The following is a 21,720-nucleotide window of genomic DNA, read 5'->3' as shown; positions in this document are numbered from 1 at the left end:
CGCGACATCAGGGGGAACGCGCCCCCTCAGCCGGCCTCCGGCGTCCCGTACCCGCCGCCCCCCGGCGTCTCGATCACGAACACATCGCCGCTCCCCATCTCGACCGATCCGATGTGCCCCAGCACCTCGACCGAGCCGTCCGCGCGCACCACCAGGTTGCGCCCGGGCGCGCCCGCCCGCCCGCCCGCCAGGCCGAACGCGGCCGTCGAGCGCCCGTTCGACAGGATCGACGCCGTCATCGGCTCCAGGAAGCGCACGGCGCGCGTGCCGCCGTTCCCGCCCGGAAAGCGCCCGGCCCCGCCGGAGCCCTCGCGGATCTCGTAGCGATCCAGCCGCACCGGGAATCGGTGCTCCAGCACCTCCGGATCCGTCAGGCGCGAGTTCGTCATGTGCGTCTGCACGACGCTCGTCCCCGCGAAGCCGCGATCGGCGCGCGTGCCGCCGCCGCCGCTCCCGCCGATCTCGATGCCCGCCCCCGAGCCGCCCGAGATCGTCTCGTAGTACTGGAGCCGCTCGTTGCCGAACGTGAAGTTGTTCATCGTCGGCTGGCTGCTCGCGAGCACGCCGAGGGCCCCGTACAGCGCGTTCGTGACGCAGGTCGACACCTCGACGTTGCCGGCCACCACCGCGGCCGGCGGGCGCGGGCTCAGCATCGAGCCCTCGGGGATGACGACCTCGATCGGCTTCAGGCACCCCGCGTTGAGCGGGATGTCGTCGTCGACGAGCGTGCGGAAGACGTAGAGCACCGCGGCCATCGTCACCGCGCGGGGCGCGTTGAAGTTGTTCTCCATCTGCCCGGACGTGCCGGTGAAGTCCACGACCGCCGCGCGGCGCTCCCGATCGATCCGGAGGGCCACCTCGATCGTCGCGCCGTTGTCGAGCGGCAGCGAGAAGCGCCCGTCGTGGAGGAGCGCCGGGTCGAGCCGCGCGATCGCGAGGCGCACGCTCTCCTCGGCGTTGTCCTGCACGTGCTTCATGTACGCCTGCACCGTCGGGAGGCCGAACTGCGCCACCATCGCGGCGAGCTCCTGCGCGCCCTTCTCGTTCGCCGCGATCTGCGCGCGCAGATCGGCCACGTTCTGCTGCGGGTTGCGCGCCGGGTACGGCCCTCCGCCGAGCAGCGCCAGGATCTCCGCCTCGCGGAGCCGCCCGGCCTCGACCAGCTTCACGTTGTCGAGGAGGACGCCCTCCTCCTCGATCGTCCTGGAGAACGGCGGCATCGAGCCCGGCGTGACGCCCCCGATGTCCGCGTGATGGCCGCGCGACGCCACGTAGAACAGCACGCGCTCGCCCGCCTCGTCCCACACCGGCGTCACCACCGTCACGTCCGGCAGGTGGGTGCCGCCGCGGTACGGATCGTTGAGCGCGACCACGTCCCCCGGCTTCATCCCTGGGTTCCGCGCGATCACGGTCTTGATCGACTCGCCCATCGAGCCGAGGTGCACCGGCATGTGCGGCGCGTTCGCGATCAGGCTGCCCTCCGCGTCGAACAGCGCGCACGAGAAGTCGAGCCGCTCCTTGATGTTGACCGAGTGGGCGGTGTTCTGGAGCCGCAGGCCCATCTGCTCGGCGATGTTCATGAACAGGTTGTTGAACACCTCGAGCATCACCGGGTCGACCTCGGTGCCCACCGCGCGCCGCTCGGGACGCGGCGCCACCCGGGTGAGCACCATGTGGCCGAGCGCGGTGATCTCGGCCCGCCAGCCCGGCTCGACGACGGTCGTCGCGTTGGCCTCGGCGACGATGGCCGGCCCGTCGATCACCGCGCCGCGCCCGAGCCGCTCGCGCCGGTACAGCGCCGCGTCGTGGAACGCCCCCTCGGCGTACATCCGCGCCCGCGCGTCGGCCTCGGGGCGGTGCGGGCGCGCCTCCGCGGGCCGCTCCTCGGCGGCCTCGCCCGGCCCGATCGCCTCGACGGAGACGCTCTCCAGGACGAGCGCCTTGTCCGGCATCAGGAAGGCGAATCGCCTGCGGTAGGCCGCGTCGAAGGCGGCGCGGATCGCCTCCGCGCTGCCATCGGGCACGATGAGCGCGGTGTCGGTGCCCTCGTAGCGCACGTGGACGCGCCGGACGAGCCGCACCCGCTCCGGCGAGAACCCTTGCCCCACGAGCTCGGCCTCCGCGTCGCGGCCGATGCGCGCGAGCGCCTCGCGCGCCGCGGAGAGCCCCGCCTCGTCGAGGCGCCGCTCCACGGCCGCCTCGCGGATCGCGCTCTGGTCCGAGAGGCCCATGCCGTAGGCGGACAGGACCCCCGCGAGCGGGTGGACGAAGACGCGGCGCACGCCGAGCGCGTCGGCCACCGCGCACGCGTGCTGGCCGCCGGCGCCGCCGAAGCACTGCAGGGTGTACTGGGTGACGTCGTGCCCGCGCGCCACCGAGATCTTCTTCACCGCGTTGGCCATGTTCGCGACCGCGATCTGCAGGAAGCCTTCGGCCAGCTGCTCCGGCGTGATCGGGCGCGACGTGTCGCGCTGCACGTCGGCCGCCATGGCCCGGAAGCGCTGCTCGACGACCTCGCGGTCGAGCGGCGCGTCGGCGCCCGGGCCAAACACGTGCGGGAAGAACTCCGGCTGGATCTTGCCGAGCATCACGTTCGCGTCGGTGACGGCCAGCCGCCCGCCGCGGCGGTAGCACGCCGGCCCCGGGTTCGCGCCGGCCGACTCCGGCCCCACGCGCAGCCGCGCGCCGTCGAAGCCGAGCAGCGAGCCACCCCCCGCGGCCACGGTGTGGATGCTCATCATCGGCGCGCGCATCCGGACGCCGGCCACCTGCGTCTCGAAGGCGCGCTCGAGCTCACCGGCGTAGTGCGACACGTCGGTCGAGGTGCCGCCCATGTCGAAGCCGATCACCTTCTCGTGCCCGCCAGCGAGCGCGGTGCGCACCATGCCGACGATGCCGCCCGCCGGGCCGCTCAGGATCGCGTCCTTGCCCTGGAAGCGGCCGGCCAGCGTCAGACCGCCGCTCGACTGCATGAAGTAGAGCGGCACGCCGGGCATCTGGCTGGCCACCTGCTCGACGTAGCGCCGCAGGATGGGCGACAGGTACGCGTCGACCACCGTTGTGTCGCCGCGCGAGACGAGCTTCATCAGCGGGCTCACCTCGTGCGACGCGGAGACCTGGGTGAAGCCGACCTCGCGCGCGATATCGGCCGCCCGCCGCTCGTGCGCGGCGAACCTGTAGCCGTGCAGGAAGACGATCGCGCAGGCGCGGATGCCGGCCTCGAACGCCTCCGAGAGCGGGCCGCGCAGCGCCTCGCCGTCGAGCGGCTCGATCACCTCGCCGCGCGCGCCGACGCGCTCGCGGGCCTCGATCACGCGCTCGTACAGCAGGTCGTGCAGCGCGATGTGACGATCGAACAGGCGAGGGCGGTTCTGGTACCCGATGCGCAGCGCGTCGCGGAAGCCGCGCGTCGTGACCAGCACAGTGCGGTCCCCTTTGCGCTCGAGCAGCGCGTTCGTGGCGACCGTGGTGCCCATCTTCACGCACTCGACGTCGGCGGGAGAGATGACCTGACCGGGCGCGAGGCCGAGCAGGCGGCGGATCCCCTCGACCGCCGCGTCGGCGTACTGCTCGGGGTTCTCCGACAGGAGCTTGGCCGTGGTGAGCGAGCCGTCCGGCCGCCGGGCCACGACGTCCGTGAACGTGCCTCCGCGATCGATCCAGAACTGCCACTTGTGCGAGGTCGAGGTCATGGAACCCACTCGTTGCAGGACGCCTCCTCCGCCGCGCTCCCGCGCAGTTCTGCCAGCCGAAGGACGGCAAGACTAAGTTTTCATTGAACAATCTTCAACCGTCGGGGACCGTCGGAGGGGGCGCCCGCCCACGCGGTTGGACGCTCGCACTCGCAGCGTCCCGCCGCGCGCAAGGGGGCGCCGCGCCATGACCCCGTGACCTCGCGCGGCGTGCTGCCGCGCCACGACCCCATGGCCGCGTACGCCCGCCCGGGAACCGACGTTCAGCGCTGTACAACCGTTCGTGCGGCGTGATAAGCGCTCGATGAGCTCTCCAAGCGAGAGAGTCTGCTCGAATGTCCAGCAAGCAACCACCTCCGCACGTCACCGCCGCCCACGCGGCGGGGCTGGCCGCGCTGCTCGGCGCGACGGGCGCTGCCGCGGAGAACGAGCGCGCGGGGAGGGCGGAGCGGCACTTCGAGCGGGCACGGCGGGGGCGGTCGGCGCAGCCCGGGCCGCGCGCGAAGCCCGCCGCCGGCCCGCACCCGCCGGGCGGCCCGTCGAACGCGGGCGGCGCCCGGGAGTACGTGCGCGCCGCGCCGACGCGCTCGCCGGTGCTGAACGCGTTCCTGAGCGAGCTCGGCACGGAAGGCGGAGCGCTCGTGCCGGCGAACGTCCACGTCTTCGATGAGCACGCCCTCGCGCCGAGGCTCGTCGAGCTCGCACGCCAGCGGGTGGTCTCCATGCTGCTCGCCGTGGGCAGGACCGAGGTGGCCATGACCCTGGCGCAGATGCCGTCGATCACCAACGAGCGCGCCGCGCGGCTCTTCATGAGGCAGGCGGTCCACGTCGGCGGCGATCTCGGGGCGATCACGGGCGACTACGCGCGGCACTACCGGCGCTCGGGCGCGCCGGAGCGCGACGACCAGCGCGCGGGCTGCATCATGGCCGCGTTCGCAGGACGCCTGAGCGCCATGGCGGAGAAGCTCCTCGGCCCGCACGTGCGCGCCGAGCTGCGCGCCGCCCTGGAGGCGCTGACGTCGCACGGCAGCCCTCCCGCGCGGCGGGCGCGCGCGAGCGACCTCCGCGCGCCGCAGGGCGCCGGGCGAGGCGCCCTCGCGACGGCGCCGCGCGACGCCGCGAGCTCGGCGACACGGCCGAGGCGCAAATAGGCCGCGCGCGACGCCGCGAGCTCGGCGACACGGCCGAGGCGCAAATAGGCCGCGCGCTCGGCGATCCGGTCGAGGCGCAAGGACGCGGCGCGCGGTCCGGGTCGGATCCTGTTGCGGTGGGCCCGTTCGTTTGCTTCGTTGGGCGCGAGGCGCCCCGGCTGCTCGATTCCTGAGCCCTGGGCGCGCGTTCCCAGCGAGAGGCCGAGGCTCATGAATTCGCTCGCAGAAGGCAGCGTCGTCGCCGGTAGATACCGCCTCGAGCGCACGCTCGCGCGGGGCGGGATGGGGGCCATCTGGGTGGCCCGGCACCTCCAGCTCGACGCCACGGTCGCGGTCAAGCTCATGGCGCCCGAGTACGCTGCCTCGTCCACCGCGCGGGCGCGCTTCGAGCGCGAGGCGAGGGCCGCGGCGCAGCTCAAGATACCGAACGTCGTCCACGTGCACGATTATGGGGTCGAGGGCGACACGCCTTTCCTCGTGATGGAGCTCCTCGACGGCGAGGATCTCGAGACGCGGCTCTCGCGGGAGGGGCGCCTCTCCATGGCGGCCACGCTCGGCATCGTCACGCAGGTGTGCAAGGCCCTGCGTCGCGCGCACGAGATGGGGATCGTCCACCGCGACCTCAAGCCGGCGAACCTCTTTCTCTCGCGGCAGGACGAGGACGAACTCGTGAAGGTCCTCGACTTCGGGATCGCCAAGGCCCACGGCACGCTGCTGGCCGGCAACGAGACGAAGACAGGCACGCTCGTCGGCTCGCCCTACTACATGAGCCCCGAGCAGGTGCGCCGCAGCAAGACCCTCGACTGGCGCAGCGATCTCTGGTCCGTCGGCGTGATCGCCTATCGCTGCCTCACTGGCGGTCTTCCGTTCCCGGGCGAGGAGATCGGCGAGGTGTTCGTGGCGATCTGCACGGAGGACGCCCCCCTCGCATCCAGCGTCGTGCCGGAGCTCGGGCCCGATGTGGATGGGTTCTTTTCGCGGGCGCTCGCGCGCGACCCGGCGCATCGGTTTCAGGGCGCGAGCGAGCTCGCCGAGGCGTTCGGCGCGGCGGCCTCCGCGGCGCGATCGGAGACCCGACGTCTCCAGCCGTCGGTTCCTGCGGAGGGCCCGTCTCCGCTGCTCGCCGTCCGTGGCGGCACGATGGCCGCGAGCCCAGATGCGATAGGGGTGCGTCCAGATGCGATAGGGGCGCGTCCAGATGCGATAGGGGCGCGTCCAGATGCGACAGGGGCGCGTCCAGATGCGGCGAGCCCTGGAATGATGGGACCGAGCCCCGGCACGATGGGCGCCGCCTCCAGCGCGTCCGTGCCCACGCTGCCGAACCAAGCAGGCCCCCCCCTCCACGGCTCTCCACGCGGCGGCGCCTCGGAGGGCGTTGCGCCGGCGTTCCAGGGGGCCGTCAGCACGTTGACGTCGGCTGGAAATACCCTCGCCCCGACGAAAGCCGACAGCCGCCGCGCCTGGATCTCGCTGGCCCTGGGCGCGAGCGCGCTCGCCCTCGGGCTCGTCATCTACGCGGTCCTTCGCGCCCCCGCGCCGGGCGGCGAACCGACGTCGCCGCCCGACCCGGCCGCCTCGCCTGCCTCCGCGTCCGCGCTGCCCGCCGCTGCGCCGTCGACCGCGTCACCGGAGCCTGCGCCGCCGCCCTCCCACAGCGCGCCGGCCGCCCCGGGCGCGCCTTCGGCCTCCGAGGCGCCGACCAGCGCGCCCGCGCCGCTGGCGCCGTCATCGTCCGCCAGAAAACGGGCGCCGCTGCCCCAGAGGCCCCGGATCCCTCGGGACGATCCCACCGATCACATGTGACCGGCCGCCGCGCAGCGAGGAGCCCATGCGCTCGCGCCCGCCGCCGCGAGCGAGCTCACTCCCACCGACCCCATGTGACCGGCCGCCGCGCAGCGAGGAGCCCGTGCGCTCGCGCCCGCCGCCGCGAGCGAGCTCACCCGCCCGGGTGGGTGTTCTTGTAGAGCCGCAGGCTGTTTCGGATCGCCATCGTCACCGTCATGGGGCCGACGCGGGGCACGAACACGCTCGCCTTGCTCTGGATATCGTCGCTGAAGTTCTTGAAGGTGGAGAAGTTGATGCAGAGGGCGCCCTCGCGGATCTCGGCGCCTTGCACGACCGGGAAGCTCCGTGAGGGCACGCCGGTCACAACGACGTCCGCCTGCCGCAGCGCGGTCGCCCGGTCCACCGTCGTCTCGCGCACCTCGTGCGAGTCGCCCGAGGCGCTGGGCACGAAGAGCAACGGACCGTCGATGTCGAACGACGTCACGTGGGCTCCGTCGTGCGCCATCATGCTCGCGAGCGGCCTCCCGACGACCTCGCTCCGGTTGAAGATGCACACGCGCCGGCCCTCGAGCGGCCGCTCCCCCTCGCCGAAGAAGCCGGCCGCCTCGACCAGCTTGAGGATCGCCAGCGGCGTGCACGGCAGGATCGCCTTCCTGGTCTTCGCCTCGTCCAGGAAGCGCTGGTTCTGGTACAGGCAACGTGCCCAGAACGTGTGGAGCCCCTCGATGTCCTTCGCGGGATCGACGCTGTCCCGCAAGTACACGTCCTGCTCCGTGCCGAAGATCGGGTAATACACCATCATCCCGTGCACGCGCGCGTCCTCGTTCGCCGCGCGGATGGCCTCCTCGGCGTCGAGCCGCGTCGCGTGGCGGATCTCGAAGCGGACCCCCACGTCCTCGCACGCCTTGCGCGTGTACTCCGCGTACGTGTACGACGGCCCGTGATCCGCCGCGAGCACACCGACCAGGACCAGCGGCTCGGGCAGCGCCGCGAGCTCCGCCCGGATCCCGCTGCGGAACGTCTCCGCCACCGCGGTCGGATCGAGGACGCTGGCCGTGCGAGCGCCCGGGCTCGGCGGAATGTGGTGAGGGTCCATCCTGGGGCGGAGACGAGCACGCGCGAGCATCGGTGTCAAGTTTCCAGCGGGGCAACACTCTCGACTCTGCCTGCGCTGCCAGCCCTGCCGACTCTTACGTTCCTTCTCGCAGGTTCCGTCGATTCCCTCGCAGGTTCCGTCGATTCCCTCGCAGGTTCCGTCGATTCCCGTCGATTCCCGCCGGCGCGATCCGCGGTCGTTGACTCGGGCGCTTCGTGGGATGGAGTTCCCCGCAGGGCGGTATCGCGCCGCGCTGGACGCGCGACGTGCCCCATCCCAGCCATGGCTCCTGCAGGGGCGGAGGAGGGGAGCGGGCCGGGGGCGGAGACTCCAGCCCTCCGGAGCGCCGCCGCGCCCGGCTCACGAGCTCATCGCGAGGAGGACCGCTGCTCCGGGCCCGTGTCCACCGCGGGCGCCGCCACGCGGTTGCCCTCGGTCTCGGCGGGGCTGCCGGCGCCGGGCACGCGGAGGACCATACCGCCCTTGCCGCGCAGCTCATCGACGAAATTCGCTCCGAACACCTCCTCGGGCGTGTCGCCGTCGCGTCCGCCCATGCCCGAGAGCCCCTCGAGGCTCGCGACGTTTCCGTCCCGGCGTCTGGGCGCCGGACGAGAGCGCAAGACATCGTCCCGGGTCACCTTCAGCGCCACCACGTCCTCGCGCATCACGTCGATCCAGGATGCGGGGAAGTCGGCCTCGGCGCCCGCGGGGCCGCGCACGCGGATCCGCGAGATGTCATTGCCGGGATCGTTCGCGCCGATGCCCACGAGCTGCGCCTCGGCCTCGTCGGCGGTCATCACCCGCGTGTCAGGGCCGAGCTCGACCGTATCGTCCGTGACCCCGAGCGCCTCCTCCAGCTCCTGCCTCCGCTCGGGCGGCTGCGGCACGAGCGAGGTATCGACGCGCCCCGGCGGCTGCGCCGTCGTCCGCCCTTCGTAGTACCGAGGCAGCGCCAGGAGCTCGTCACGGCCGGGCCGTAAGCGGAGGCGCCCGTCCGCCGTGCCCTGCACGAGATCCATCGAGATCAGCAGCTCCTCGCTCGCCAGCGGAGAACGGAGCACCACGTGGGTCAGCACGCCCCGCTCCCGGTCGACCAGGACGCGGTCGAGCACGCCCGCATCGAGGCCTCCGTCGGCCAACACGGGCATCTCGAAGTCGAACTGCATGGTCCCTCCTCGGCGGCGAAGCGCCTCGCGCTCGGGCGAGAACCTGAGACGGTCGGATCCCGATGTCCAGGGGAGCACGGCGCGGACCCTCGTGACCGGTCGACCCCATCCCATGGGCCGGGCGCGCCGCGCGGCCTCGCCATCGCACGCAGGTGGTCGCCGATCCTCGGCTCATCGAGTCGTCGAGTCGCAGCGGCGTCGTCGACGCGCACGAGAGGGCTGACGGCCGCGCGACGCCGTATTGCCGTGACCTCGTGATGCCGTGACAGCGCGATACCATGACCTCGAAATGCCGTGACGCTGTGAGAAACCGTGTTGCCGCGATCCTGCGCGGATGTATCGCCGGGGCGCGGTCGTTTGCGATCTCGCGCGCCGGCGAGGCGCCATAGGCTTTGCGTTGAGCCGTGACTGAAGTGGTGTTATCGCTCGAGATCATGGGGATGATGCGAGCTCGATACGCAATGCTGATGGGGCCAGCCGTTCTGTGGTTGGCTGCGGCGCAGGGCTGTTCGACGACAGTACGAGACTTCGGAGGTGGCAGCAGCAGCGGCGGCGACGGCGGCAGCGGCGGTGACGGCAGCGGCAGCGGCAGCGGTCATGGCGCCGGGGCGAGCGGCGGTGAAGGCGTGAGCAACGGCGAAAGCGGTAGCGTCGGCCAAGGCGGCGGCAGCGGCGAAGGCGGCAGCAGCGGCGAAGGCGGCAGCAGCGGCGAAGGCGGTAGCAGCGGCGAAGGCAGTAGCGTTGGCCAGGGCGGCGGCAGCGGCGAAGGCGGCAGCGGCGGCGAAGGCGGGGGTGGGCCGGTGTGTACGCCGGAGACCGACGGCGAGCTCTGCACCGCGCGCGGCCAGGAGTGCGGCGGCTTCGAGGCCGTCGATCGGTGCGGCAAGGCCAGGCAGGTCGTCTGCAGCGGGTGCGCCCTCCCGGCGCGCTGCGGGGGCGGCGGCGAGGTGAACCGCTGCGCGGCGCACCCGTCGCTGATCGGCATCGACGGCTACATCCTGCAGGAGGGCTCGCTCGGAGGGCGATTCCACGTCAACTTCGCCAACGATGGCGTGGCCACCGCCGGCGGCTTTTGCTGCGCCGATACCATCGCGGAGGCGCGGAGCGCGTACCCGGGCAAGAACATGATCGTGCTGCCGGGTCAGTCCCGGGTGACCGCCGGAGAGGTGCCCGCGCTCCGGCGCGTCGACGGGTACATCGTCCCTTCCCGCCCCGGAGACGCGGGGCCGCTCCGGGTCGAGTTCGCCATCGACGGCGCCCTCACCGGCGAGGGGACCTGCTGCGCCGAGAGCATCGACGCCGCACGCGCGGCGCACCCCGACAAGAACCTCGGCTATCTCCCCGAGTTCCCAATGTGAACGGACACCGGCGCGCCGGGAGGCGCCGGTGAGCCAGAACCTTGGCACAGCGTGGCGCATCTCCCGCGCGCGGTCTGTGTCTATTCCCGCGGATTTACTGCTCGTGGGCCGTAAAACATCTTGGTACGTCGTATGCAATCAACGCGCCGGCCGCTGGGGATGTGCCAGCGCCGCTCGGGAGGATTTGGACTTATGCGCGTACGCTTCGATGCTCTCCGCCGACGCTGGAGCTCTCCCCACCTGCTCGCCGCGCTGGCGCTGGCGAGCGCGTTCGCGGCGGGGTGCTCCTCCGATGAGGCCCCGCCAACGACGCTCGGTCGCCCCGATCAACCCCGGAACGGCACGCTCGAGATCGACGAAGCGAGGCTGCTGGGCGTGATCGACGGGAGCGATCTGCGCCTCCAGATCCCGGTGCGCAACCTGACCGCCGGCGCGACGAGCGGCCACCTGCGCGTCACGCTCGTCGATCTCGACGCGGACAAGGAACAAGGCACGACCGATGTCGACCTGGAGATCGCGGGCGGGACGGCGACGACCGCGGAGGCGCGCCTTCCGGCGCCGGCCGTGAGCGCGCAGCCGGGCCTCGCGCGGTACCTCGTCCGCGTCGACGACGGGTCGGAGGAGGGGCTGCTCGTCACGCGCAGCCTCCTCCGCGTCATCCCGCCCTACGACGTGCAGCTCGAGGGGCCGGCGCGCGTGGTGCGCGGCCGCACCGCGAGCTACCGCGTGCGCGCGACCGACGCCTTCACCCACCAGCCGGTGCCCAAGGTGGATGTCGAGCTCGCGGTGGGCGAGGGGGCGCGGCCGCTCCGCGGGACGACGGACGCGCTCGGCGCCGCGGTGTTCGAGGTGGAGCCCGGCGCGCTCGGGGCGCACCCCGTCTCCGCGCAGGCGCTCGGCTTCGGCGTCAACGCGGCCCTCACCGCGAGCGTCACCGTCGAGGGCCCCGGCCCGAAGCTGCTCCTCACCACCGACAAGCCGCTCTACAAGCCCGGCCAGACGATCCACCTGCGCGCGCTCGCGCTCGAGCGGGGGAACAACGCGCCGCTCGTCCGCGAGCCGATCACGTTCGAGGTGGAGGACGGCAAGGGCAACAAGATCTTCAAGAAGCCCATCGTGACCGACGCTTATGGCGTCGCCGCGACGACGTTCCGGATCGGCTCCATCGTGAACACCGGCGAGTTCAAGGTGCGCCTCGTGAGCGGGGAGACCACGACGGAGAAGGTCGTGACCGTGGGGCAGTACGCGCTGCCCAAGTTCGAGGTCGCCGTGAGGACCGACAGGCCGTGGTACACGGCGGGCGACACGCTGACAGGCACCATCGACGCGCGCTATTTTTTCGGCAAGAACGTCGCCGGCGGCGGCGTGACCATCGAGGCGGCGTCGCTGGACGTAGGTCAGACGACGTTCCAGCGCATCGTGGGCGAGCTCGACGCCGAGGGCCATTACGGGTTCAGCCTGACGCTTCCGCGGAGCCTCGCGGGCCTGCCGCTGGAGCAGGGCGACGCGGCCGTGACGCTCACCGTCACCGTCGCGGACACGGCGGGGCAGGAGGTCACGAAGGCGATCCCGGTCAAGGTCGCCGCCGACGCGGCCTCGATCGTGCTCGTGCCCGAGGCGCGCGAGCTCGTCCCGGGGATCCCCAACACCCTTCTTCTCTTCGTCACCGACCCGCTCGGGGCGCCGCTCCCCGACACGGAGGCGGTCATCACGGCGCCGGACGGCACGCAGCTCACCGCGCGCACCGACGCCTTCGGCCAGGCCGTGGTGAGCTTCACCCCGCCGGTCGCGACGGCGGACGGCGCGTTCGAGGTGCGGGCGACGGTGGGGGAGCGGGCGGTCACGCGGAAGTTCTCGTTCGTCACACAGACGGGCGGCGAGCACCTCCTCGTGCGCACCGACCGGGCCGTCTACGAGACCGGCGAGACGGTCGAGGTCACCATCGAGTCCAGCGAGGAGGCCGGCAGCGTCTACGTCGACTGGCTCAACGACGGCCAGGCCGTCGACATGCGCTCTCTCGAGCTCGATGGCGGGCGCGCCCATTTCAGCATGCCTGTCGACGCCGGCCTGCTCGGCAGCAACCGGGTCGAGGCCTACCTGGTCGACGACGACGGCAATCTGGTCCGCTCCGGCCGCACCGTGTTCGCGCGCGGCGACTCCGCGCTGAGCGTCGAGGTCGAGGCCGACAAGCCCCTGTATGCGCCGGGGGAGACGGCGACGCTGCGGCTGTCGGTCAAGGACGACGCGGGGAACCCGAAGGTCGCCGCGCTCGGCGTCCAGGTGGTCGATCAGGCGGTCTTCGCGCTCGTCGACGCCCAGCCCGGGCTGCTCCGCACCTACTTCGAGCTGGAGGACGAGTTCGCGAAGCCGAGCTACGAGATCCACGGCCCGGCCGCGAACCTCCAGGACCTGTTGTTCAACGCGACCGCGAGCGAGGACCCCGAGAAGGCCGAGGCCGCGCAGGTGAAGACCCAGGCCTCGCTCGCCGCGCTCGCCGGCACGTCGCTCACCGGCCTGCAGGCGCGCACGTGGCCCGCCGTGCTGGCGAAGGTGCCGGAGGAGCTCGCGCCGTTCTACGAGCGCCAGAAGGGCGTGATGAAGCCCTGGCTCGCGGAGGCCACCGCGGCCGCCGCGCAGGAGCTGAAGGCGCTCGGCTGCGACGGCACCCAGTTCCAGTGCACCGGGGGCGCGTACGTCGAGCTGCTGGGGAGCCGGGTCGCCGAGCGCCTGCGCGCCTTCGACGTGTGGGGCAACGCGTACCGGGTGGCCTCCAGCTGGAGCGGGTTCACGCTGCAATCGTCGGGGCCCGACGAGGTGGCGCAGAGCCAGGACGACGCGACGTTCGCGTTCGCGTTCAGCGATCTCGGGGTCCAGGTGCCCACGCAGGACTGGGCAGAAGGGGGCGTCCCCGGCGCGGACGGCGGCTGGGCCAATGGTGGCGTCGCGAGCGCGAGCAGCGGGGGGACCGGAGCGGGCGGCGGCTCGGCCGGGAATCCCACCGAGGAGCCCGGCGGCGCCGGCGGGCCGCGCGTCCGGCGCGAGTTCCCGGAGACCCTCTACGTCAACCCGAGCGTGATCACGAGCCCCGACGGCACGGCCACCCTGAGCATCCCGCTCGCGGACAGCATCACCGAGTGGCGGCTCTCGGCGCTGGCGAACTCGACCGACGGCAAGCTCGGCGGCATCCAGAGCGGCTTCAAGGTGTTCCAGGACTTCTTCGTCGACGTGAGCTTCCCGGCCACGCTCACGCGCGGCGATGAGGTCGAGTTCCCGATCGCCGTCTACAACTACCTGGAGACGCCGCAGACGGTCGATCTCAGCCTCGAGCCGGGGAGCTGGTATACGCCGCTCGGCGCGACGTCGACGACGGTGTCCCTCGCGGCGGGCGAGGTGCGCGGCGTCCGGTTCCCGGTGAAGGTGAACACGGTGGGCGTCAACTCGCTCACGGTCACCGCGCGGGGCAGCGCGGGCGCCGACGCCGTGGCCCGCACCGTGCGCGTGGTCCCGGACGGGAAGCCCTTCGCAGAGAGCGAGTCTGGCATGCTCGCGCCGGGCAGCGCCGAACACGCGCTGTCGTTCCCTGCGGACGCGGTTCCCGGCTCGAATCAGCTCTATCTCGAGATCTACCCCGCGTTCCTGTCGCAGGTCGTGAGCGGCATGGACAGCATGCTCCAGGTCCCGAACGGCTGCTTCGAGCAGACCACCTCGACGACCTGGCCCAACGTGCTCGTCACGCAGTACATGAAGCAGACAGGCCAGATCACCCCGGAGATCCAGATGAAGGCCGAGTCGCTGATCTCGGCCGGGTACCAGCGATTGCTCACGTTCGAGCACTCCGGCGGCGGCTTCTCGTGGTTCGGCGAGCAGGACGGGCATCCGTACCTGTCGGTCACCGCGTTCGGCGTCATGGAGTTCGCCGACATGATCAAGGTCCACACCGTGGACGAGGCGATGCTCGCCCGGACCGTCAACTGGCTCGCCGGGCAGCAGAAGGCGGACGGCACGTGGGAAGGCGACCAGACCGAGTTCTTCAGCTTCCACACGGGCACGCTCCGCAACAGCGCCTTCGTGCTCTGGGCGCTCGCGAGCGCGGGGTACACGGGGCCCGAGATCGGGACGGGGCTCGCCTACCTGGGCCGCTCGCTGAAGCCGGCGACCGACGACCTGTACACGCTGGCGATCGCGGCCAACGCGCTCGCCGTGGCCGACCCCTCCGCGGCGCTGACGGACCAGGTGCTCGACGCCTTGGATGAGCGCAAGACCGCGGAAGGAGACGCGGTTTACTGGGATGACGGCGGCACGCAGACCTCGTTCTACGAGTCCGGGAACGACGCCAAGGTCACGACCACCGCGCTCGCGGCCCACGCGCTGCTCTCCGCGGGCGCCCACCGGCCGAGCGCCGACGGCGGCGTGAAGTTCCTGACCCAGTCGAAGGACCCGAACGGCAACTTCGGCTCCACCCAGGCGACGATCTGGAGCCTGCGCACCCTGCTCCTCGCCGCGAGCAAGGGGACGGAGGGCGCTACGGGGACGGTGACCGTCGCGGTCGACGGCGCGGCGGCGGGCACGGTCTCCCTTCGCGAGGACCAGGCCGACGTCATGACGACGGTCGACCTCACGCACCTCGCGACCGCGGGCGCGCACGACGTCGCGCTCTCGTTCTCTGGGGAGGGGAAGCTCAGCTACAACCTGGTGAGCCGCCACAACCTGCCGTGGGCCGCGGTCCCGAACGACGGGGGAGGCCCGCTCGCGGTCAGCGTGGCGTACGACAAGACCCAGCTGTACGTGGACGACATCGTGACGGCGTCGCTGAGCGTCCAGAACAAGACGGACTCGGTGCAGAGCATGGTCCTCGTGACCGTCGGGCTGCCGCCCGGCTTCCAGCTCCTGACCGCGGATCTCCAGGAGTACATCGCCGCGGGCCAGCTCTCGAAGTTCGAGATCACGGGCAAGCAGCTGATCCTCTATGTGAAGGAGATCCCTGCGGGCCGCGCGGTCGCCTTCGCTTACCGGTTGCAGGCGACCATGCCTGTCAGGGCGGAGGACGGCGGCGCCGAGGTCCACCCGTACTACCAGCCGGAACAGCAGAGCTACTCCGGAGCGCAGCTCCTCGAGGTGGCGGGGAGTGAAGGGCTGACCGGGCGAGGGCGCTGACCGCGGGTGCGCGGCCAGCGCCCCTGCGCCGGCGGGGCGCTGGCGCGTGGATCAGGGGCAGGCGACGCGCCAGGCGTCGAGGTCGAGCTTCTTGATCAAGGTCGAGAGCCCGAGCGGCTTCGTGGCGGAGCAGACGGCGTTCGCCTTCGAGGCGTCGACGTACTCCGCGTGGAACACCGCCTTGCCGGCGCGGATGAACGGGGTGAGCATCTCGCACTCGCCGTATTCGTGGCACTCCTCGTTCAGGGCCCAATCGAAGCTCCCCACCAGATCTTTCACCTGATCGAGATCGTTCTTCAGCCCGATGGACAGCCCCCGCGCGTGCGCCTCGGCGGCCAGGAAGCGGTTGTAATCGAGCTGCGTCGCCGCCGTCAGCGGGAAGCCGGGGCTGTTGGTGTAGCCGTCGACGTTGTCGGGCTCCACGCCGTCGCAGCGCTTCTGCACCGCCAGATCCAGCCTAGCCTTCATGACGTTGCGCACGCCGGCGTTGCGGGTGTCGAGCCACCGCTCGCCCGGCCAGCCGTCGAGCGGATTGCCGAGCCCTGCGGCGGGGAAGCTCGACGCGTCGTCGCGCCAGTCCTCGCTGCTCCCTGCGCTGAAGTAGCAGATCACCTTCTTTCCGGCCGCGCGCAGTGTGTCGATCTTCGCCTGCGGGGCGTCGAAGAGGTCGATATCGTACATGGCGACATCGAGGCTGGTGTCGATGGTGCCCGTGAGCTGCCATTGCCACGTCGTCCCCGGCGCGGGGACCCAGATGCCGCCGGTGGAGCCACCGGTGCCGGTGGAGCCGCCGGTGCCGGAGCCGCCGGTGCCGGTGGAGCCGCCGGCGCCGGAGCCGCCGGTGCCGCCGGTGCCGCCGGTGCCGGTAGAGCCGCCGGCGCCGGAGCCGCCGGTGCCGGTGGAGCCGCCGGCGCCGGAGCCGCCGGTGCCGGTGGAGCCGCCGGCGCCGGAGCCGCCGGTGCCGGTGGAGCTGCCGCTGGTCGTGCCCGTGAGGACGAGCTTGTCGAGCATCGAGCTGTCGGCGGAGCTGCTCGTCGCGTACCGGATCTTGAGGGTACCGCCCGCCACGAATCGCCCGAGCGGCCCCGGCAGGCTCAGGCTCGCGCTCGTCCAGGACCAGTCGCGCGCGAACGTGTTGTCGCCGACCGGGACCCAGGCGCGGGCGGCCGCGTCCCACGCCTCGAAGGTCCAGCGCATGGCCGTCCTCGCGGGGCCGCGATAATTCACGCCCAGCGCGAGGGACGCGAGCTGCGCCGCCGAGGTGCCCGAGGGGAGCGCGTACTCGCACGTCGCGCTCGTGCCGGGCGCGAACTCGACGTACTTGCTCCACACGTCCTGCTGGCCCGTGAGATCCGCCGTCGCGAGCGCGGCGGCCGTCTGCCCGGCGCCGATGCTCCCCCGGCTCACCGTCAGCTTGGAGCAGGTCATCGTGAGGGCGCCGGTGACCGCGTCGCCGCTCGCCGCCGAGGCGATCTCCGCGTCGGAGCCCGAATCCGCGCCGCACCCTGCGGCGGCGAGCGTCGCGACCAGGCTCACGAGGGCATGGCGCAGGGCGCCGCAGATCGCGAGAGAGGACGCCGGTCGGATGGGATAAGTCATGCTCGTCTCCTGTCGTGTTGGTCGTAGGTGAAGCCAGGCGCACGTCGGCGCGACGCGTCTCCAGACGCTCCGGTCCCCGCGATGGCCCGGGCGATGGCGGCTCCCGCAGCATCTCCGCGCGCCGCAGCGGCGCCGGTCCGTGCGCGCCGCAGAAGCATTGCAAGGCAGAGACCAGCGCGCGCCCCGCGTCTTCCGCGCGGCGGTGCGCGCTGCCGTTGCCGCGGGTTGCGCAAGCGTCGTACACTTGCGCAACCCTCGAACGGCATGGCGGAGCAAGACCCTCGTCGACAGGCAGCTTCTCCGCCGAGCGCGGAGCCGCCGCGCGCCGCGGCCGAGGTCGCGACAGAGCTCGACGCCGCGGAGAGCGCGCCCGGCGAGCGGACGCCGCAGGGTCAGGCCTCCCTGATCATCCGCGCCGGTGATGGCGCGGCGCGGGTGATTGACCTGACCGAAGGCGACGTGGTCGCGATCGGCCGCGCGCCGGAGTCCGCGGTCCACGTCGACGACCCCCGCGTGTCGCGCAACCACGCGATCGTCGCGCGGCACGGCGACGCCATCGAGGTCATCGACTGCGGGAGCCGCAACGGTACCTCGGTGAACGGCGCCGTCTTGCGCGACGCCGTGCGGCCCCTCGCCGGCGGCGACGTGATCCGCATCGGCCCGGCCGAGATCGTCGTCGCGATCGCGGCGCCGGCGCCCGTCGAGGCGGCGCCGCCGGGGGCCGCGCCGGAGGCGCTGGAGGGCCCGCCCTCCGGCCCCGGCGCCGGCTTCGTCGTCGCGGACGAGGCGATGGTGAAGGTCTTCCAGGTGGTGCAGCGCCTCGCGCGCGCGCAGACGACGGTGCTCGTGCTCGGCGAGACGGGCGCGGGGAAAGAGGTCGTCTCCGAGCAGCTCCACCGCGCCAGCCCGCGCGCAGGCGGCCCGTTCGTGCGGCTCAGCTGCGCGGCGCTGCCCGAGGCGCTGCTCGAGAGCGAGCTCTTCGGGCACGAGAAGGCCGCCTTCACCGGGGCGGATCGCCGCAAGATCGGCTACTTCGAGGCGGCGCAGGGCGGCACGCTGCTGCTCGACGAGATCGGCGAGATGCCCCTCGCCATGCAGGCCAAGCTGCTGCGCGTGCTCGAGAGCCGGCGCGTGGCCCGGATCGGCGGCACGCAGGAGATCGAACTCGACGTGCGCGTCGTGTGCGCCACGCACCGGGACCTCCAGGCCGAGGTGGCGGCCGGGAGGTTCCGGCAGGATCTCTACTACCGCATCAGCACGTTCGTCCTCCGCGTCCCGCCGCTGCGCGAGCGGCGCGCCGAGATCGCGCTGCTCGTACACCGCTTCGCGCAGCAGGTCGCCGCGCGCATGGGGGAGCGGGCGCCGCGCTTCGCGCCCGCGGCGATGCAGGCGCTCGAGGCGCACGCGTGGCCCGGCAACCTGCGCGAGCTGCGCAACGCGGTGGAGCACGCCGTCGTGCTGGCCGAGGGCGGCGTCATCGAGGTCGAGCACCTGCCGGCCTCCGTGGTGGAGGGCGCCGAGGGCGCCGCGCCCCCCGCCAGCGCGGGCGCGCCCCCGTCGAGCGCGGGGGCGCCGCCGCCGTCCACCGACGGCGGGACGATGCCGGCGCGCCTCGCCGAGCTGGAGAAGCGGAGCATCGAGGACGCCCTCGCCGCCGAGGGGAACAACCAGACGCGCGCGGCGAAGCGGCTCGGCATCTCGCGGCGCGCGCTGCTCTACAAGCTGGACAAGTACGACATCAGGCGATGAGCGTCGGGGAGCGCGCATGGGCGCCGCGCCCGGGAGCCGGCGCGCTCGCGGGCGTCAGAACGCGAAGCATTCGCACCCGTCGTCGAGCAGGCCGCGCAGCTCCGAGAGCCATCGCGGGAGCTCCGCCCTGCGCTGGAGGGCGGGCGCCCGCGAGAGCGCCTGGCCCGCGGGCTCCTGGCCCGCCGAGGAGCGCCGCCACGCGCCCGGGTGATGGTGGAGCGGCGACCAGTCGGGCATGACGGGCAGGTCGCCCGGATCGAGCGGCTTGAAGTCGCCGGCGGCGTACACCGGCTTGCCGCCGAGGATCGTGAGCACCGACTCGAGCGACTGGATCTCCTCGTCAGGGACACGGAAGTAGTCGTCGCTCAAGACCGCCAGATCGGCGAGCTGGCCAACCGCGATCGTGCCGCGGGTGCCCTCGTCTCGCGACATCCACGTGCTCCCTTGCGTGTACAGCCGGAGCGCCTCTTCCCGTGTCAGCCGCGATTTTGCGGGATAGAGGGAGAGCCCTCCCAGCGTCTTTCCCGTGGTCATCCAGCACAGCGCGACGAACGGGTTGTAGCTCGCCACGCGCGTGGCGTCGGTCCCTGCGCCGACCGGGATGCCGAGCTCCAGCATGCGCCGGATGGGCGGCGTGCGCTCGGCCGCCCGCGCGCCGTACCGCTCCACGAAATACTCGCCCTGGAACGCCATCCGGTGCTGGACGGCAATGCCGCCGCCGAGCGCCCTCACGCGCTCCATGTTGCGGTCGGAGATCGTCTCGCAGTGATCGAAGAACCAGCGCAGCCCTCCGAGCGGCGCGTCCCGGTCGACCTTCTCGAAGACGTCCAGGAAACGCGCGATGGACTCGTCGTATGTGGCATGGATCCGGAAGGGCCAGCGGTTCTCGGCCAGGAAGCGCACGACGCGCTCGAGCTCGGCCTCCATCGTCTCCGGGAGATCCGGGCGCGGCTCCAGGAAGTCCTCGAAGTCCGCCGCGGAGAAGACGAGCATCTCCCCGGCGCCGTTGCAGCGGAGGAGGTCATCGCCCTCGCCCGGCTTGACGACCGTGGACCAACGCATGAAGTCCTCGAGCTCCGCGCCGGCCTTCTGCGTGAACAGGTTGTAGGCGATGCGCAAGGTCATCTCGCCGCGCTCGTGCAGCTGCTGGATGATCTCGTAGTCCTCGGGATAACGCTGGAAGCCGCCGCCGGCGTCGCACACGCTCGTGACGCCCAGGCGGTTCAGCTCCCGCATGAAGTGGCGTGTCGAGTTGACTTGGTACTCCGGCGGGAGCTTTGGCCCCTTGGCCAGCGTCGCGTAGAGGATGGTCGCGTTCGGCCGGGCGATCAGGAGGCCGGTGGGGTTGCCCGCCCTGTCGCGGGCGATCTCGCCCCCGGGCGGGTCGGGCGTCTCCCGGGTGTAGCCGCAGGCCCGCAGGGCCGCGCGGTTGAGCAAGGCCTGGCCGTAGAGGTGCAGGATGAAGACCGGCGTGTCCGGCGCCGCGGCGTTGATCTCGTCCAGCGTCGGCAGGCGGCGCTCGGCGAACTGGAGCTCGCTGAATCCGCCGACGACGCGCACCCACTGCGGGGCCGGCGTGCGCGCCGCCTGCTCGCGGAGCATCCGGAGGGCGATGGACAGCGAGGGCACGCCCTCCCAGCGCAGCTCCATGTTGTAGTTCAGGCCGCCGCGGATGACGTGGAGGTGCGAGTCGTTGAGGCCAGGGATGACCCTGCGCCCGCCGAGGTCGACGACCTTGGTGTCCGGCCCGCGGTGGAACTCCGAGGCGTTGTCGACCCCGGCGATTCGCCCACCGGCCACGACGACCTCGCGCGCCTCGGGACGCCGCGGATCGAGCGTGGTGATGCGTCCGTTGGAGAGGATGAGATCGGCAGGTTTCATGGGTCTCCGTTCGTCGGGTTGAGCCACGGCGCAGCCAGCTTCACGAGGAGGGGCATCACAGCCCATGTCAGCGTGACGACGATGCCGGCCGCGATGACCGCCGCCGCGAGCGCGCGAGGGAGGCGCTCTCCGAGCAAGGGCACGAGCGCGGCCGGCACCGCCATGCTCACCGGCCAGACCGCGATCCACGTCAGCAGCGCCATCTTCCAGCGTGGCGGGCTCGCCCCGCGCGGGTGGGGGAACCAGGCCTCGAGCCCGCCGAGCTCCCTGTAGATGGGCTTTCCTTCCACCATCGGCTCGACCTTCGCGAGCCAGTCCTTGTAGAGGTCTGTCCTGTAGAACGCCTCTCGATCGGCCTCGCTGGCGAAGCTGCGAAGGATGCCGTACTCCATCGAGCCCGAGCCCGGAGCCGGGCGCAGGAGGTGCACCCCGAGCGCTCCGGGCTCGTCCAGGGACCGGCGCGCGAACTCGGCCAGGTCCCGCTCGAACGCCTCGGCGTGCTCCTTCTGGACACGCCGGGTGATGGCGACGTGGATCGTCTGGCTCATATGCGGGCCGCCTAGTGGCCGGGTTTCTTCGGCACGATCTGCGGCTTCGCCGCGGACTGGGGCGCGTGGTGGACCATGGTGTAGGCGTACTCGACGCCCACGCCGTACGCGCCGGCGTGCTGCTTGAGCAGGGCCATCAGGTTGTTGTAGTGCTCGCGACGCGCCCAGTCGCGCTGCCACTCCAGCAGCGCGGGGAGCGTCGTGAGGCGCACGGCGCCCGCCTGGACCATGCGAGACAAGGCCGCTTCCTGGGCCGCGGGAGAGGTGGCACCACAGCAATCCTCGACGACATAGACGTTGTAGCCGGCGCCCAGGAGCTCGATGGTCGGCCAGGTCACGCAGACCTCGGTCCAGAGCCCCGTCATCAGGAGGTTCTTTCTCCCCGTCGCCTCGATGGCCTTCCGGAACGCCGGGTCGTCCCACGAGTTCATCGAGCTGCCGGTGTCCTGCGGTGTGTACAGCTTTTGATACTGGTTCATATCTCTCTCATCGCTCCTGCCATTGACGATCGAATGGTCGACCTCGCCGAGCACGAACGGCG

The 21,720-nt window shown here is 72.1% G+C and carries 12 protein-coding genes; 5 read left to right on the top strand and 7 right to left on the bottom strand.

Going from position 1 to position 21,720, the window contains the following annotated elements:
- Positions 1–26: 26 nt before the first annotated feature.
- Positions 27–3,692 (bottom strand): hydantoinase B/oxoprolinase family protein, encoded by a 3,666-nt coding sequence (locus tag POL72_RS00220; RefSeq protein WP_272092852.1) that lies wholly within the window; start codon positions 3,690–3,692, stop codon positions 27–29.
- Positions 3,693–4,027: 335 nt separating this feature from the next.
- On the opposite strand from POL72_RS00220, the gene POL72_RS00215 reads away from it, so the two are divergent.
- Together POL72_RS00215 and POL72_RS00210 are read left to right on the top strand one after the other, a co-directional pair.
- A complete protein-coding gene (locus POL72_RS00215; protein ID WP_272092851.1) occupies positions 4,028–4,843 on the top strand; it encodes a hypothetical protein in 816 nt (271 codons plus the stop codon).
- A 210-nt stretch (positions 4,844–5,053) separates the two neighbouring features.
- Complete coding sequence (locus tag POL72_RS00210) at positions 5,054–6,646, top strand: serine/threonine-protein kinase (protein WP_272092850.1); 1,593 nt, start codon at positions 5,054–5,056, stop codon at positions 6,644–6,646.
- Positions 6,647–6,779: 133 nt separating this feature from the next.
- Here the strand turns inward: POL72_RS00210 and POL72_RS00205 are convergent, their stop codons facing one another.
- On the bottom strand, positions 6,780–7,724 hold the full coding sequence (locus POL72_RS00205) for a bifunctional methylenetetrahydrofolate dehydrogenase/methenyltetrahydrofolate cyclohydrolase (protein ID WP_272092849.1): 945 nt from the start codon (positions 7,722–7,724) through the stop codon (positions 6,780–6,782).
- Positions 7,725–8,092: 368 nt separating this feature from the next.
- Entirely contained in the window at positions 8,093–8,890 is a 798-nt protein-coding gene (locus POL72_RS00200; RefSeq protein ID WP_272092848.1) for a hypothetical protein, read from the bottom strand.
- 467 nt (positions 8,891–9,357) lie between these two features.
- Here POL72_RS00200 and POL72_RS00195 point away from each other — a divergent pair, with 467 nt between their 5' ends.
- Positions 9,358–10,248 carry a hypothetical protein gene (locus POL72_RS00195; RefSeq protein ID WP_272092847.1) on the top strand — a complete coding sequence of 297 codons (891 nt, stop codon included), beginning with the start codon at positions 9,358–9,360 and terminating at the stop codon, positions 10,246–10,248.
- A gap of 192 nt (positions 10,249–10,440) precedes the next feature.
- Entirely contained in the window at positions 10,441–15,402 is a 4,962-nt protein-coding gene (locus POL72_RS00190; protein ID WP_272092846.1) for an MG2 domain-containing protein, read from the top strand.
- A 51-nt stretch (positions 15,403–15,453) separates the two neighbouring features.
- Here POL72_RS00190 and POL72_RS00185 read toward each other — a convergent pair whose 3' ends face one another.
- The gene (locus POL72_RS00185; protein WP_272092845.1) at positions 15,454–17,001 is read right to left on the bottom strand and encodes an endo alpha-1,4 polygalactosaminidase; all 1,548 of its coding nucleotides are present in this window, start codon (positions 16,999–17,001) and stop codon (positions 15,454–15,456) included.
- A gap of 264 nt (positions 17,002–17,265) precedes the next feature.
- Between POL72_RS00185 and POL72_RS00180 the strand changes: the two genes are divergently transcribed.
- A complete protein-coding gene (locus tag POL72_RS00180) occupies positions 17,266–18,750 on the top strand; it encodes a sigma 54-interacting transcriptional regulator (protein ID WP_272092844.1) in 1,485 nt (494 codons plus the stop codon).
- A gap of 54 nt (positions 18,751–18,804) precedes the next feature.
- On the opposite strand, the gene POL72_RS00175 is transcribed toward POL72_RS00180, so the two are convergent.
- From POL72_RS00175 to POL72_RS00165, 3 genes are read right to left on the bottom strand one after another with little or no spacing between them, the layout of a single operon-like run.
- Positions 18,805–20,631 (bottom strand): amidohydrolase, encoded by a 1,827-nt coding sequence (locus tag POL72_RS00175; protein WP_272092843.1) that lies wholly within the window; start codon positions 20,629–20,631, stop codon positions 18,805–18,807.
- Positions 20,628–21,179, bottom strand: a complete 552-nt coding sequence (locus tag POL72_RS00170) for an antibiotic biosynthesis monooxygenase (RefSeq protein WP_272092842.1) — start codon at positions 21,177–21,179, stop codon at positions 20,628–20,630. The genes POL72_RS00175 and POL72_RS00170 overlap by 4 nt, the downstream gene beginning before the upstream one ends.
- Before the next feature lie 11 nt (positions 21,180–21,190).
- Positions 21,191–21,658, bottom strand: a complete 468-nt coding sequence (locus POL72_RS00165; protein ID WP_272092841.1) for an isochorismatase family protein — start codon at positions 21,656–21,658, stop codon at positions 21,191–21,193.
- Positions 21,659–21,720 lie beyond the last annotated feature (62 nt).

Source organism: Sorangium aterium (assembly GCF_028368935.1).
Taxonomy (GTDB): domain Bacteria; phylum Myxococcota_A; class Polyangia; order Polyangiales; family Polyangiaceae; genus Sorangium; species Sorangium atrum.
Note: the sequence above shows the minus strand (reverse complement) of the source record. Positions and strands in the feature narration are given on the sequence as shown.